At 38.9% G+C, this 14,610-nt stretch carries 13 protein-coding genes; 6 read left to right on the top strand and 7 right to left on the bottom strand.

The window, feature by feature from the left end:
* Positions 1-2 precede the first annotated feature (2 nt).
* Complete coding sequence (lon, locus tag H4J59_RS12265; RefSeq protein ID WP_182239756.1) at positions 3-2,471, top strand: endopeptidase La; 2,469 nt, start codon at positions 3-5, stop codon at positions 2,469-2,471.
* A 494-nt stretch (positions 2,472-2,965) separates the two neighbouring features.
* On the opposite strand, the gene H4J59_RS12270 is transcribed toward lon, so the two are convergent.
* On the bottom strand, positions 2,966-3,877 hold the full coding sequence (locus tag H4J59_RS12270) for a DNA-binding protein (RefSeq protein ID WP_182239758.1): 912 nt from the start codon (positions 3,875-3,877) through the stop codon (positions 2,966-2,968).
* Positions 3,878-4,157: 280 nt separating this feature from the next.
* Positions 4,158-4,622, bottom strand: a complete 465-nt coding sequence (locus H4J59_RS12275; protein ID WP_182239760.1) for an Hsp20/alpha crystallin family protein — start codon at positions 4,620-4,622, stop codon at positions 4,158-4,160.
* A 497-nt stretch (positions 4,623-5,119) separates the two neighbouring features.
* Here H4J59_RS12275 and H4J59_RS12280 point away from each other — a divergent pair, with 497 nt between their 5' ends.
* Positions 5,120-5,575 carry a cytochrome C gene (locus H4J59_RS12280; protein WP_182239762.1) on the top strand — a complete coding sequence of 152 codons (456 nt, stop codon included), beginning with the start codon at positions 5,120-5,122 and terminating at the stop codon, positions 5,573-5,575.
* Positions 5,576-5,605: 30 nt separating this feature from the next.
* Positions 5,606-6,043 carry a universal stress protein gene (locus H4J59_RS12285; RefSeq protein WP_182239764.1) on the top strand — a complete coding sequence of 146 codons (438 nt, stop codon included), beginning with the start codon at positions 5,606-5,608 and terminating at the stop codon, positions 6,041-6,043.
* Between the two features lie 516 nt (positions 6,044-6,559).
* Here H4J59_RS12285 and H4J59_RS12290 read toward each other — a convergent pair.
* Together H4J59_RS12290 and H4J59_RS12295 are read right to left on the bottom strand one after the other, a co-directional pair.
* Positions 6,560-7,339, bottom strand: coding sequence for a slipin family protein (locus tag H4J59_RS12290; protein WP_182239766.1), 780 nt, complete (start codon positions 7,337-7,339; stop codon positions 6,560-6,562).
* Positions 7,323-8,747, bottom strand: a complete 1,425-nt coding sequence (locus H4J59_RS12295; RefSeq protein WP_259369507.1) for a nodulation protein NfeD — start codon at positions 8,745-8,747, stop codon at positions 7,323-7,325. The genes H4J59_RS12290 and H4J59_RS12295 overlap by 17 nt, the downstream gene beginning before the upstream one ends.
* Before the next feature lie 286 nt (positions 8,748-9,033).
* Here H4J59_RS12295 and H4J59_RS12300 point away from each other — a divergent pair, with 286 nt between their 5' ends.
* A complete protein-coding gene (locus H4J59_RS12300) occupies positions 9,034-9,204 on the top strand; it encodes a hypothetical protein (protein WP_182239767.1) in 171 nt (56 codons plus the stop codon).
* A 617-nt stretch (positions 9,205-9,821) separates the two neighbouring features.
* Here the strand turns inward: H4J59_RS12300 and H4J59_RS12305 are convergent.
* From H4J59_RS12305 to H4J59_RS12315, 3 genes are all read right to left on the bottom strand, one after another.
* A complete protein-coding gene (locus H4J59_RS12305) occupies positions 9,822-10,829 on the bottom strand; it encodes an NAD(P)-dependent alcohol dehydrogenase (protein ID WP_182239769.1) in 1,008 nt (335 codons plus the stop codon).
* A 645-nt stretch (positions 10,830-11,474) separates the two neighbouring features.
* Positions 11,475-11,744, bottom strand: a complete 270-nt coding sequence (locus tag H4J59_RS12310; RefSeq protein ID WP_182239771.1) for a hypothetical protein — start codon at positions 11,742-11,744, stop codon at positions 11,475-11,477.
* A gap of 29 nt (positions 11,745-11,773) precedes the next feature.
* Positions 11,774-12,049, bottom strand: coding sequence for a tetratricopeptide repeat protein (locus tag H4J59_RS12315; RefSeq protein ID WP_182239773.1), 276 nt, complete (start codon positions 12,047-12,049; stop codon positions 11,774-11,776).
* Between the two features lie 327 nt (positions 12,050-12,376).
* Between H4J59_RS12315 and H4J59_RS12320 the strand changes: the two genes are divergently transcribed.
* Together H4J59_RS12320 and H4J59_RS12325 are read left to right on the top strand one after the other, a co-directional pair.
* Positions 12,377-12,991 (top strand): DsbA family protein, encoded by a 615-nt coding sequence (locus H4J59_RS12320; RefSeq protein WP_182239775.1) that lies wholly within the window; start codon positions 12,377-12,379, stop codon positions 12,989-12,991.
* A gap of 525 nt (positions 12,992-13,516) precedes the next feature.
* Positions 13,517-14,587: a beta-ketoacyl-ACP synthase 3 gene (locus H4J59_RS12325; protein WP_182239777.1), complete on the top strand. Its 1,071-nt coding sequence runs from the start codon at positions 13,517-13,519 to the stop codon at positions 14,585-14,587.
* Positions 14,588-14,610: the final 23 nt, after the last annotated feature.

Genomic DNA, 14,610 nt, shown 5'->3' on the forward strand with positions numbered 1-14,610 from the left:
AGATGTCAGACATTAATGTTAAAGGTATTAAAGTAAAAGAGGACAATAAACAGCAATCAGTCGATGTAAATCAACAACCTAGAGCCTTAGTCGCTATTCCTGATAATCTGCCGGTATTGCCGTTACGAAATCTAGTTTTATTCCCTTACAACGTTAATTCTATTTCTGTTGGTCAAGCGCGCTCATTGAAATTGCTCGAGGATGTGGCCGCAGGTAATAACTTATTGGCAACCCTTGCTTATAAAGATCAAGACGTTGAAGAGCCAGCACCTTTAGATCTTTATCAAGTGGGGTGTATTGCACAGATATTGCGAATTTCAAAGGGTGAAAATAATCACTCCACGGTATTGTTACAAGGGCTTGATAAATTTTCGGTTGACGCTTGGCTGAGCGAAAAGCCCTATTTACGGGCAAAAATTCATCTTGTTACTGATATTGAACCAGAAGCAGGAGATATTGAAGCACAAGCAATACGCAATAATTTGTTAAAGTCGTTTAGCGAATTAATTAACATACTTTCATATTTACCTAAATCATTAGTGAGTGCATTAAGCCAAACAGAAGATTGTCGTCAACTGGTCTATTTAGTCAGTTCGAGTATGCGAATGAACATGGCTGACGCTCAAGATATACTTAATATGAAAGATGTTGTGGCAAAAATGCTTAAATTAACCGATCTTATCCAACACGAAATGAAGGTACTTGAGCTAGGTAAGAAAATACAAAGTTCAGCCCATGGTGAAATGGACAAGGCACAACGTGACTATGTTTTGCGCCATCAAATTAAGGCTATGCAACGCGAATTGGGTGAAGAAGATAGCCAACAAATTAAAATAGAGCAATACCTTAAGAAAATCGAAACCAGTGGCATGTCAACAGAAGCAGAAGAGCAAGCAAGGCAGGAAATTTCTCGTTTAGAACATATCCCACAATCATCTTCAGAGTCGGGCGTGATATTAACTTATCTTGATTGGTTACTCGCGTTACCTTGGAAAAAAACGACGGAAGACACGCTTGATATTAAACAGGCTGAGAAAATTCTTAATGAAGACCATTATGGCTTGGAAAAAATAAAACAGCGCATTTTAGAGTACTTGGCGGTAAGGCAGCTGCGGCAGAAAAGATTATTAACTAAACCATTAGATGAGCGTGCATCGTCACCTCATATTCGCCGAGAACGAGAAGGCGTTATTCTTTGTTTTGTTGGGCCTCCCGGTATTGGGAAAACGTCATTAGGACATTCAATAGCACATGCCTTGGGACGTAAGTTGGTTAGTATCAGTTTGGGAGGCATACGTGATGAGGCTGAAATTCGGGGCCATCGTCGTACCTATATTGGTGCGATGCCGGGTCGGTTTATTAAAGCATTGCGCGACGTGGGGACGAATAATCCGGTTATATTGTTAGATGAAGTTGATAAAATTATTGGCGATCAGCGCGGTGATCCTGCGTCGGCGCTACTTGAAATTTTAGATCCAGAACAAAATAGCGAATTTCGTGATCATTATCTTGAAGTCGCTTTTGATTTTAGTCAGTTAATGTTTATTGCCACGGCTAATCAACTCGATAACATTCCTGGGCCGTTACGAGATAGATTAGAGGTTATAACCTTGTCGGGCTATACCGATGATGAAAAATTTCATATCGCGAAGCGTTATTTATTACCTCGACAATTACGAGAAAATAGCTTACGGGTTAAAGAGTTAACTATAAATGACGCGGCGATGCTGACACTTATTCGTCAATACACCCGAGAAGCGGGTGTACGTAGTTTGGATCGACGTTTAGGCGCTATTTGTCGAAAATTAGTGATAAAAATTGCCACAAAAAGTGGTAAGTCGCTCACTGTTGATAACGCTATGTTGGAAGAATTAATGGGTAAACCGCCGTTCTCTTATGATCTCGCCGAACGTACTGAGCGCCCAGGCGTAGCAACGGGTTTGGCGGTAACCGCTGTTGGGGGCGATATATTATTTATTGAAGCTAGCGCTATGCCAGGTAAAAAGGGTTTGACCATTACCGGACAATTAGGCGATGTAATGCGAGAGTCAGTTGAAGCAGGGTTAAGTTACGTAAGATCCCAAGCCAAGCAATTAGGTATTGCTGAAGATTTTTTTGAGCACATTGATATTCACGTGCATGTACCCGCAGGGGCAACACCAAAAGATGGGCCATCTGCCGGTGTTGCTATCATTACCGCGTTAGTGTCGTTATTAACGGATAGGCCTATTTTTCATCATATTGGTATGACGGGCGAAATTACCTTACGGGGTTTAGTGTTACCTGTGGGTGGGATAAAAGATAAAATTTTGGCCGCACACCGCGCCGGTTTAACCACGGTTATTTTGCCCAGTAAAAATGAGAAAGATTTGACTGATTTACCTGAATCAATTCAGAAAGAAATGCGTTTTGTATTGGCTGAACATGTCGATACTGTATTAGATGAAGCATTTACAAAGCCGATTCAATAGGATGTTTAAGGGTTGACGGACTGAAGTCCGACCGACAAAAAACCACCCAACGTTAGATGAACACCCGTAGGGCTTATGTAGGTCGTATGTAGGATGGACTTTAGTCCATCAAGTTAAATGAAATTTAACCGTCATTGGCATAACGGCCAAGTAATAAAAATAATCCCATTGCAGATGTTGGCTAACACATCAGGTTAATTGCCGGTTTAACGGTTGACGGACTAAAGTCCGATCTACAAAAAATCACCCAACATTAGATAATCGCAATAACTTGCCTAACAAACTAAGGTAGATGAATAGCGCTTAGATAAAAAAACACCAATTTAATTTACAGTAAATTATTGAATTATATGTTTAATTCTTTATTTAGTTATTTTAAATCGGCCTAAATGTCGAATATCTGCGTTGCTTTCAGGTGTCATAGGGTAAACCTTAGCATTATTGATTTTTATCTCATTATCGTTATTTTGGCAGCTAATTTATAATTTGGTGATTTATTTTGCTGTTGCTGCTATTTTTTCGATATCAGTATTAGGATTTTTGATAGCATTTCTTGTGGTATAAAAAATTTCACAGGTGGCTTCTTGTCCTCTGATCACCCGTTTCCCCTTCAGTGGTCCATGGGTTTCGGTAACTAGGGTGTATTGGCTTTCTTGATGATGTTCGTCATAACAAAAGATTAATACCCAGTCTAAAGTTAAGTTAAGCTTGTGAGCGCGCTGAGTATTAGAATACATGGCAGTAAAATGCCAATTTTCTTTATTAAGATGCATTACAGGTAACCAAGGTTTATTTTCTGGATTAAAACGTTTTGGTGTAATGACAGGCAGTTCTCCTGCTTGTGCTTTTTTACGATATTGTGCATCAATATTGAAAATCAGCTCAATACTGGGCTTAGCCTTAATGGGCTGCTGGTGAGTTGTTATGGGTAATTGACGGGCACCAAAACATTGAGCAAACCAAGTTTTAATAGCTTTTTTTCGTTTTACGCCTATCCCTTTAACATTATCTAATTGACCTTCAAATATCGCATTTTCAAAAGCTTCTAAGGTGTCGACATGTAAGGTGTCGTGAATACGTTGAGCCATCTCTTGACCAATGGTTGGAATAACTTGAAATAAATCGATGGGATTGGTGTTTCCTCTGAGATTATCTAATCTCGTCATATGTCCCATGGTAATATAATCATTAATTGAACGGGCTATACCAAGGCCAATATTGGGTAACTGAGTTAATCCTTTGATACCACTGTTTTTAAAAAGTTGCCTGAGATCTTGTGGTAACGCCTCAAGAGTGATTGCCGCTTTTAGATAAGCTTGACAGCGAAATGGATTGGCGTGTTGCTCTTTAAGTAAAAATGAGACTTTTCGTAGGTTTTGAGCTACCTCATGATTAAAAGATAACATGGTTTATTCCTTATCATAAAGCTTAGCTTCCATAGATTTAGCACTGAGTAGCTAAAATTTATCTGGACTGATCCCCCAGCCCAGATAAATAAATTTGCTGAGTGATATCACTTCTATTAAGCTATTGCTCACTTGTGCTAGTTTAAATAGCCCAAGGATTTATTGCTCATATGGAGCCGAGTACTTATGTTTAGTCTGAAACAATAAATATGACCCTTAATATAATCCCTTGAATTATTTTTCTGTGTGCAACAAGATCACAAACATAATAGAGCGAGTATTAATCTACTTTTACTTCTATTTTTTTGTGCTTTTCTGCGACGAGTTTAGGCACAATAACTTCTAATACACCGTTATGGCAATGCGCTTCAATTTTTTTTGCATCTTGGGCATCAGGTAAATTGAAACTACGATAAAAGCTGCCGTATGAACGTTCGAGTCGATAGTAATTTTCTCGTTTATCTTCCGCTTTGCTTTCTCTTTTTCCTTCAATCACTAAATTACCATTGTCCATGGAGACATTAATGTTTTTAGGATCAACGCCAGGGATATCGGCTCTGATTATATAGCGATTGTCTTGTTGCTCTATATCCGCAGAAGGTTGCCAAACATCAGTCAGTAAATCTGAACTCCGGCTATTCATCGGAAACCCCTGACCAAAAAACCGATCAATTTCGTTAGATAATTGCGAAAACAAGGGCAGTTGTGGTCTTGTTGCTAATGGTTGATGTTTAAATAATGTCATGATTTTTATCTCCGTACAGTGTTATAACGCCACAGCGTAAATAGTTGCTGGCGTTATAAGTTAATAAAAATTTCAATATAGCTTTTACAAGCTCATGCATTAAATAGTCGTTGTCATAATCAATAGGTACATTGAGTAAAACAGACAATACCGCTGCTATTCACCACGATATTATCACCAAGTTATATTGGCGATCCTGATAAATGTCATTTATATAAGATTTTTTGGCGTGTTATTTTGTGTGTAGATAGAGAGAAAAATGAGGCGTTGATCCTTATTTTTATCTTGGCAATTTTATTAATCCGGCGGGCAAGTTTACGGGGTATTGCTCTACTTTTTGATGAATAACACTCATCTTTTCATCGTTAGTGACCATTAACTGATCTATCTCAGCTACTTGTTAGAAAAAGTAGAGATAAATTAACCTGTGCATTATTACTTAGATGTTAGGTTTATAAAGTAGTTGTTCTTTTTTGAATCGGTGTCGAGGAGTTTTTATGAAATATTTACTTTTTTGTTGCTTTACGTTAATCACTATTAGTCTGAGCAGTTGTGACTTAGGTCCTGATTCACCCAGAGGCTTTAGTTTGCCAAAAGGTGATATTGCTAAGGGAGCGATGGTATTAACAAAATACCAATGTTTAGCTTGTCATAATATCAATGGTGTGGAACAAGCTGAAGGTATAAATAACCCTGATTTAAATGTACGTTTAGGAGGTAAATCAACCAAGGTAACAACGTATGCCGAACTTGTGACCAGTGTTATTAATCCTTCACATAAACTATCTAAAGGTTATGCCCTTACCGCTATTGCTGTTGAAGGAGAGTCTAAAATGAGCAATTTTAATGATGTGATGACCATAACAGAGTTGGTTGATTTAGTAACATTTTTACAACCTCATTATGAGTTGGTGCCTTATAGAAGAACTGACTATCAATTTTATCACTATTAAAAATACAGGTTATTAAAAAGGGTAAATAACATGCATAAAATTTTATATTTAGTTGGCGTTGACGGCAGTGAATGGAGTAACAGAGCTGTTGAACGAGCGGTTCATCTGGCACAAAAAACAGGTGCAAGTGTTAAATTAGTGTATGTGATTACTTGGCAAGAATTTCAGCCAATGATGATTGAGGGTGTTGCACCACCTCCGATTGATAAAAAACAAATAGAACATGATGTGAATGAAAAAATTTTACAACCCTCGATTGAAAAATTTAAAGCAGAAAAGGTTGATTTGAGCAGTGAATATATCTGGGGTGAGCCTGTTGACGCATTACTTCAACAGGTAAATGATTATCACGTTAATATGCTCTTTGTTGGTCGGCGAGGTCGATCGCGCTTTGCTGATATATTACTGGGTAGTGTGGCGAATAAACTGGCCCATTGTGTTGGTGTGCCTATTGTTTTAGTTCCGTAGCTCCACAGTGCCACAGTTCTACAGTGCCATAAGTTCATAAATCCATAGCTCCATGAGTCTATAAGTTCTAATCTCTTGCACTTTAATAAAGGTAAACTTTTAGCTAATAACAACATGCCAAAAAATTAAGCTGCTAGTGGTGTGTTTTTATTGTCGATAACTCAAGTTAATAAACTAATATCAACATAGACTGTTATGCTTTACTTCTTGGTGTCTGGGTTCAAGTGCGTAAAATATTATCTCGATAGACGGTGGTAAAACTAACCAGTCACCGCAGGTATATGTTCTGTTTTAAACAATAATTTTATATAGCTACAGTTAACATTTATTCAGCACGTAAGGCAAGCACAGGTTCAAGTTTAGCGGCTTTTTCTTGGCTGTTTAATGCAAAGTTTACTGTTTCAAGATTATGGTTTACTAGGTAATGCTATTAAGGGGAGTTAACCCCTTGTCATAAGAGATTAACGTTAATATTATAATAATGAGTAAAAAATAATAGCGTGTGTTCTTTTGCTATTATTTGGTTGTTTTGTCTGTTGATTTAATAAGACCGCTGATCAGCTCCATGGGTAAAGGGAAAATAATAGTAGAATTTTTCTCACCAGCAATTTCTGTTAAGGTTTGTAAATAACGTAGCATAATAGCATCAGGCTCTTTGGCCAGTTGATTGGCGGCTTGGGTCAGGTGAGTTGACGCCTCTAATTCCCCTGTAGCATGAATAACTTTGGCTCGACGAGTTCGCTCTGCTTCGGCTTGTCTGGCAATCGCGCGGATCATAGTTTCATTTAAATCAACGTGTTTAATTTCAACATTAGACACTTTTATACCCCAACTGTCGGTTCTGACATCTAAAATGGTTTGAATATCGGCATTTAACATATCTCTATTCGCGAGCATTTCGTCTAATTCATGTTGCCCTAACACCGAACGCAAGGTGGTTTGTGCAAGTTGAGACGTTGCCTGTAAATAGTCTTCGACATTGATAATCGCTTTTTGTGGGTCAATAACTCGAAAATAAATAACCGCATTAACTTTTACTGAGACATTATCGCGGCTGATAACGTCTTGGCTAGGTACATCCATCACCACGATACGTAAATCAACTTTTACCATTTGTTGGATAAAGGGAATAACAAGAATAAAACCAGGCCCTTTCACTTTATAAAATCGTCCAAGTAAAAAAACCACTCCGCGTTCATATTCTCGTAAAATTCTAAAAGCACTGAAAAAAAAGGCAATAAGTAAAAAAATAATTGAGCCGGTGAATAATTCTGAATTATTAAATAGTGAAGTCATTATCTTGCTCCTGAGTTGTTGTGTTGATTGCTGGCGCTAAAACAAGGGTTAGGCCATTAATTGCTTGCACTTGTACCTGTTGACTTTTTTTTAAGGCTAGAGGGCTGCTAGCCGCCCAACGCTCGCCATTAAAGAGCACATAACCCTTACGAGTGAAGTCATTTTCCACCGTAACCCAAGCATTAATTATTTCTTCTTGACCACTGACGATTTTATTTTTTCGGGCTCGGTAGATAAAACCCAAGGCAAAGACAATAAAGAGTGCAGAGACAAAAGCAAAACTGGCAATTAATGGCAGTGAAACTTTAAATTGCTCAAGTTTAGTGTCGAATAAAAATATCGAGCCTAAAACAAATGCGCTAATACCACCGAGGCCAAAAATACCAAAGCTGGGTATCAGTGATTCCATCACCATGAGTGTTACGCCTAACAAGAGTAGGGCAACACCCGCAAAATTCAGGGGTAATAACTGCAGGGCATATAAAGCGATAAGTAATGATATACCGCCGATGATGCCCGCTATGCCGACACCAGGGCTGTAGAATTCTAATAACAAACCATAAATACCCAGTAGCATTAAAATATAGGCAATATTAGGGTCGGTAATGGTGGCAATAAATTGGCTACGCCAGTCTGGTTTTTTACTCAGTATTTCAGCACCTTGTAAGGATAATTTAATATTTTTCTGTTTTATCGCTATCTGCTGACCCTCTAGTTTATTTAATAACACTTGTGGCGACTGAGCGATTAAGGTGATGACATTTTCTTTTAGTGCTTCTTTCGCTGTTAACGTTGCCGCTTCTGTAACGGCTTTTTCAGCCCATAGTTCATTACGAGATCGTAATTGTGCGAGTGAACGAATATAGGCAATGGCATCATTTAATACCTTGTTCTCCATCGCAGAAGGTGCGTTTTTTTGTGCCTTATTTTCTGCTGGTGGCGTCATTGGCCCAGCAATATTAACCGGTGTTGCAGCGCCCAGAGTGGTGGCGGGAGCCATAGCAGCAATATGGCAAGCATAAAGTATATAAGTACCTGCACTCGCGGCGCGTGCTCCTTGTGGGTAAACTAAACAGGCGATTGGAATAGTAGAATTTAAGATACTTTTATTAATGTCACGTAGGCTGGCACTTAAGCCACCAGGAGTATCGAGTGTGATAATAATTAAAGGAATGTTACTGGCCATATTAGCGCTATTTATTTCTCGCACTAAATAGTCACTAACGGCAGGCCCAATAGCACCTTTGATGGTCAATAATGGCACAACCGAAGTGTTTGCATTAATACTTATCTCTTGCTGAACGTTATTGGCTAATGGCTTTAAATACGGCGCTTCTACAGTTCCTAAGGCATGCATTGAGAGCAAAACACAATATAAAATAAAAAATATTCCGCACAATTTACACATAACAGTTTCCATTAATCGCTGAATTATGAGCTTAGTTGTACTTGGTCAATATTTCTAACTTGTGTTGGGAAATGCTGATAAAGATCAGTAACTCTTAGTTGTTAACGAAAAACAATGCCTTTATTTAAGGTGTTCTAATGCTTGAGAAATGATAAATTCTGCTGATAAAGCGTTTTAAATGGCGTTTTTTCATCAACCTCCTTCCTTATTATTTACCGCTTTAAGCTGACAGGATAATAATAAAAGTGAAGCTGTGAACTGACTTGGTTTAGACCATTTAGCATTAATGGATGATGAAAAAAATAATGTCATAGATGATTACTTTATCGCTAAAGAAAATCAATTGGTCTGTAAACAAAAGATGAATATCTTTATGGCGACATTAAATAAAGATCTTACGATGGCAGATGGTTTATTTTACATCGTAAAGGCTAGCTCTTCTCTTTTAATGGTGTAGCACTCTTCCTCTATGCCGGGATAATGGCGACACCATCAATGCTATAAATAAACTGGGCGCGGTAAGTCAAAGGGAGTCGGTTATCAAAGGCATTCAAGTTAATTTAAAAAAGTGAGATTAAAACCGTGATATACATTAGTGGCTCATATCTGATCTTACAAATATGAATTCAGCTTTTGCCACAGGCTGTGTGAAAACTCTCAGAGTAAATTTTTTATGCGACGCTACGTGAATTACCAGATGGTTTTACCTCAAACGTACTACAGAATTTAATCTATGGGGCCTTTTTACGTTGATATTATCCAATTACGCAAGTTCGAAATAGTTTTCATACAGGCTGGCCACAAAGCGGTCTAAAATTTGAGATTAATGAATTTCAATATTACGCTCACTATTTCCAGAGAAAGCAGACATAAGCAGTATATTTTTATCTCGTTATCGCCCCACCCGGAAAAATAGTTGCTTTGTGATGCATACTCAATCAAACATTATAAGGCCGCAGTGGCCCATAAGCCGCTGCGGATTGGATTGGCTAAGCCCACCATAACCAAGTTGGGCATCCCACCACTAGATGCAAAGAAATGGTTTCACAAATGGCTGGCCATATATTACTCGGATTAAAACTCTAGGCAGATTTTGCCGAAATGCTTGCCAGACTCTTGGTAGCGGAACGCGTCAGCGATCTCTTCCAGCGCAAATGACCGGTCAATAATCGGGTGCATATCGTTTGCTTCAATCGCGCGGATCATTTCTTGCTGATGGTCTCGGCTGCCTACAATCAGTCCTTGCAGACGGACTTGTTTCGCCATCAGTTTTGCGGTTGGAATATCCCCAGCCCAGCCAGTCAACACCCCAATGAGCGAGATATGGCCACCAATGCGAACGGCATCAATAGATTCTGGCAGAGTGCTAGGGCCACCCACTTCAATAACGTGGTCGACGCCCTTGCCACCAGTCATTTCCTGAACCTTAGTGCCCCAGGCCGGTGTGGTTTTGTAATTGATGGTGTGGTCGGCACCCATCGCGGTGAGCCGTTCCAGTTTTTCGTCTGAAGACGACGTAGAAATAACCCGAGCACCCATCATTTTGGCAAATTGCAGTGCAAAGATAGACACACCACCGGTGCCCATCGTGAGTACGGTATCGCCTGCTTTCAGCCCACCATCAACAACAAGCGCTCTCCATGCGGTTAAGCCTGCGGTGGTCAATGTAGCGGCTTCTGCATGGGTGTAGCCTTTAGGGGCGTGGGTGAACCAGTTCGTTGGGCGTACAACTTGCTCGCAGGCGTAACCATCTTGGCCATCGCCGGGTGTGGTACTGAAGTTTCCAATAAGAGCAGGGCCAGTTAGCCAATCAGGAAAGAATGTCGACACGACAGGTTCACCAATCTTAAATTCGCTGACACCTTCACCTATGGCTTCTACAACGCCGGCGCCATCAGCCATGGGGATGCGGTTGTCTTCGGTCGAGATGGCTCCGACAACCACTGCATAATCGTGAAAGTTGAGAGAACAGGCTCGAATACGTACTCGAATTTCGCCAGGCCCCGGTTCACCGGGTTCCGCGCTATGGTTAAGTTTGAGCTGGTCAAGACCGCCCGGTGTAGAAAGGGTTATGCTTTTCATATCAAGTCCTTTAATTATTTCGTGTATAGGGAATGTATAGCAGAGTTAGTGCTACAGCTGTTCTCAGCATTGAGCAACAAGCTGTCTACCTTATGTATACTGGGTGATCAGTGTAGTCTTTGTTGGTTCCGCCGTACATAGTCGTTGGAGTATAGGTAGAATAAAAAGTCATTTTTCATAAGTTTTATAGATTATATTGTCGTGGTCATCTAAACCTGATTTAGTCAATGGGTAAGCCAGACGTGTGAATAGGGTCGCGTCTTGCTTTTTGCCTTTTAGTTTGCTAAAAATTTGTAGGTTTGTAAGCCGTTACGGGGGCGAAAGCACCTTAGCGAAATCGTCCAAGCAATACATGAACATTCAAATCGATTTTGTAGGCGAGGAACTTTGATTTTTCTTTTTGAAGAAAGCGAGCGTAAATTGGGACAGTATAAACAGATTAATAGGGCAAAATTTCTATGGCGCTTTGCCCCCCTTAGCGCCACAGGATAAGAAAGTTATGGCAGCTTTATTTCTTCTGTGCACACTAAGTTGTCAATTTTAGTAGACTTCATTATTAAACTTGTAAGATCAAGTTTTGCCTAATTCATTTTATACCTTCGATAATAGCTATTATTATTGACTAACCCAAATACTGTATTTCATTTAACAACTTTTTATTATATGCGAGGTTTTGGTCACAAGTAATATTTGGCAGTCGAGTTCCTGTTGATGTAATTCGTTTTTAAATTCAGTTAACATATAGCCTAATAGCGAGTTTCTATACATTGTGGTGACGGTTATAACTTCAATATTGTCAGATGAAGTAGAGTCGAAACTTTTAAGAGGGGTTGTTTCAAATACTTTATACAATGAGGGCAAGTTGTTTTCATTAAAGGCTTCAGTTAGCTGTGCTTCTTTAAGCCAACTTGCCATTTTGATAGGGTGGCTTTCGTGGACTTTAGTCAACCAAGTATCTGCATTAGTATATCTTTGCCTTGAAAAAAATTTTGTCCTAATAAAAATTCGGCGTTTGGCTGGCCCTTTCTCGATGCTTGCTGTAACCAGTTTATACCATCATCAAAGTTATAAATCTCTTCGTCAGTTAAGAGTAGCATTCCAGCTCTGTATTCTGCTTCGCCTAGCCCAGGCATACCTGCTTTTTTATAAAAATTAAGCGCCCTAGCTTTATCAATTTCAGTACCAAAACTATAGTGATAAAACTTTGCTAAATTATACATGGCATTTTTATGGCCACGATTTTAGGCTTTTTTAAATAACTTAAAGTAAGTCAGACATTCACTGGTCTTGCATTCAGATATTTGTAGTGCGGAGGCATTAAACGCTGAAGTTAAGGCAGTAATTATTATCGTTACAACTAATTTTTTAACATGTAATTTACTTATTAATGTTTAATTTATCTGTTACATAACCTTCTTCTTACTTGGTTTTAATTGAAGTTACTGCGGCGTTTTAACTAAATGTAGACTTTAGATAATAGATTTATAATGAAATGTTAGATTGAAGTTAGTATGCTAGTTGTTATCACTACAACTCCCTGATCTAAAATGAATATGACCTCTACTTTATATTATATTTATGACCCAATGTGCAGCTGGTGTTGGGGTTATGCACCTACTTGGAATAGACTGCAACAAGAACTTACGCCACATATTGATATTATCTATGGGCTTGGTGGTTTAGCACAAGATTGCGATGAAATTATGCCAGACGAAATGCAAAATTTTTTACAGCAAACTTGGCGAAATATTTCTGAGCAACTTGGTACAGCATTTAATTTTGATTTTTGGCGTGATTGTCAGCCAAGGCGCTCTACCTTTCCGGCTTGTCGCGCTGCACTCATTGCAAGAGCTAGCAATAAAGAACAAATCATGCTGACAGCTATTCAGCATGCTTATTATTTACAGGCCAAAAATCCATCCGATATCGATACCTTACATAAGTTAGCGATTGAAATTGGCTTGGACGGCAATGATTTTTTGCAACAAATGAACAGCCAGCAGCTTGATAAGGCTCTGAAAAAAGAAATTATCCAAATGAGTACGATGCCAATTAACGGTTTTCCTGCGTTAGTTTTAGTTAACAACCAAGCGCTTATCAATATTCCCATTGATTATAAAGATTGGCGCAATAGTTATGCGTTAATAATGGCGAAACTTTAGCTTCAAAAATTTTAAAATTAACTGTTCAACTTTATATCAATAGAACTTCCCTAAAAGGTTTAAGTTTTTCCTCATTGTTTTCTCATTGTTTCCTTCCTGTAAAAAAATAAAATAATTCACAGGGAGAGAAGCAAGAGGACCGCAGGAGAGGTAAAACGCTGACTTTTTAGGTGGTATGTAATGCTATTTTTTATCAACTTTTCAAATTTCAAATCAACTTGTATCAATAGAACGTCCCTAAAAGGTTTAAGTCTTTCCTCATTATTTTCTCATTGTTTCCTCCCTGTAAAAAATAAAATAATTCACAGAAAGAGAAGAAGGACGGCAGCAGGAGAGATAAAAATGCTGACTTTTTAGCAGGTATTTAATGCTAGCCTTTATCGACTGACCAAATTTTAAATCAACTTGATGTAAATACAGTAAATAGCCGTTAATATACTGTTTTTTTTGTAGTATGATGTGGTCATAAAAAAAGACTATTCTTTGCTTTTTAAAAGTAAAAATAACAGCAAAATAAGGTTTCCTATGACATACGCAGCAATTACCGGTTGGGGCAAATGCTTACCGCCTGCTATTCTTACCAATGATGATTTAGCAACGTTTTTAGAAACAGATGACCAATGGATAACTTCTCGCACAGGCATGAAAGAGCGAAGAATTTCTCATGTTACCGTCAGTGAGTTAGCCCATGTTGCCTGTGCGCGAGCATTAGCTGCTGCAGGTAAAACTGCCAAAGATGTTGAATTGATTGTTTTTGGCAGCACCACCTTTGATCAGATTTGTCCTAACGCAGCCTCGAACGTCCAGCGTTTACTAGGAGCTGAGAATGCCGCTTGTATGGACGTTAGTACCGCTTGTACTGGTGGTATGTATAGTTTAAGTGTTGCAACTTCTATGATAAAAAGTGGCGTGGTTAAATCAGCGCTGGTTATTGGAGCTGAGACTATTTCACCCATTATGGACTGGAGTAATCGTGATGTTGCTGTCTTATTTGGTGACGGTGCAGCAGCGCTTTATTTGGAAGAAAGTGCAGAAGAAACTGGTGTTATAACGCAAGCTTTAGGCTGTTATGGCGAATCTCGAGATATTCTTGCTGTTGAAGGTTGGGGCATGAAATATGCTAATAAAGGACGTTTGCTTGGGCAGTCTAATTGGGCGTTTTTAGGGCCCGATATTTTTAAAAAAGCGGTTTCAGGTATGGCGCAGGCTTGTGAAAAAGCACTAGCACAAGCGCAACTTAGTGCTGACCAAATGGCCAGTGTTGTTCCTCATCAAGCAAATTTACGTATTATTGATACCCTAGTAAAACGTCTTAAAATGGACAAAGAAAAGGTATTTATCAACATTCATAAATATGGCAACATGTCAGCGGCAACCACCTTAGTGGCCTTTGTAGAAGCGATAGAAGAAGGCTTTATTGCAAAGCAATCTTATGTGTTACTTCCAGCCTTTGGTGGTGGTTTAACATGGAGCGCTCATGTGGTGAAATGGGGTGATAGAACGCACGCTTTATCAACAACCGATGTTGACTTACCTGAATGTAAGCAGTCTGGCTTGGAATTAGTTCAAGACATTATTGCTGGCAAATCTTTGTAAAAAATAAATTTTTGTTCATCAGC

Source organism: Colwellia sp. MB02u-10 (assembly GCF_014077185.1).
GTDB lineage: Bacteria > Pseudomonadota > Gammaproteobacteria > Enterobacterales > Alteromonadaceae > Cognaticolwellia.

Coding starts and splice junctions, on each gene's coding strand:
- H4J59_RS12295 (WP_259369507.1), bottom strand. CDS start 8,747: ATGTGTAAATTGTGCGGAATATTTTTTATTTTATATTGTGTTTTGCTC.
- H4J59_RS12310 (WP_182239771.1), bottom strand. CDS start 11,744: ATGGCAAGTTGGCTTAAAGAAGCACAGCTAACTGAAGCCTTTAATGAA.
- H4J59_RS12320 (WP_182239775.1), top strand. CDS start 12,377: ATGAATATGACCTCTACTTTATATTATATTTATGACCCAATGTGCAGC.
- H4J59_RS12275 (WP_182239760.1), bottom strand. CDS start 4,622: ATGACATTATTTAAACATCAACCATTAGCAACAAGACCACAACTGCCC.
- H4J59_RS12315 (WP_182239773.1), bottom strand. CDS start 12,049: ATGTATAATTTAGCAAAGTTTTATCACTATAGTTTTGGTACTGAAATT.
- lon (WP_182239756.1), top strand. CDS start 3: ATGTCAGACATTAATGTTAAAGGTATTAAAGTAAAAGAGGACAATAAA.
- H4J59_RS12290 (WP_182239766.1), bottom strand. CDS start 7,339: ATGACTTCACTATTTAATAATTCAGAATTATTCACCGGCTCAATTATT.
- H4J59_RS12300 (WP_182239767.1), top strand. CDS start 9,034: ATGGATGATGAAAAAAATAATGTCATAGATGATTACTTTATCGCTAAA.
- H4J59_RS12280 (WP_182239762.1), top strand. CDS start 5,120: ATGAAATATTTACTTTTTTGTTGCTTTACGTTAATCACTATTAGTCTG.
- H4J59_RS12325 (WP_182239777.1), top strand. CDS start 13,517: ATGACATACGCAGCAATTACCGGTTGGGGCAAATGCTTACCGCCTGCT.
- H4J59_RS12285 (WP_182239764.1), top strand. CDS start 5,606: ATGCATAAAATTTTATATTTAGTTGGCGTTGACGGCAGTGAATGGAGT.
- H4J59_RS12270 (WP_182239758.1), bottom strand. CDS start 3,877: ATGTTATCTTTTAATCATGAGGTAGCTCAAAACCTACGAAAAGTCTCA.
- H4J59_RS12305 (WP_182239769.1), bottom strand. CDS start 10,829: ATGAAAAGCATAACCCTTTCTACACCGGGCGGTCTTGACCAGCTCAAA.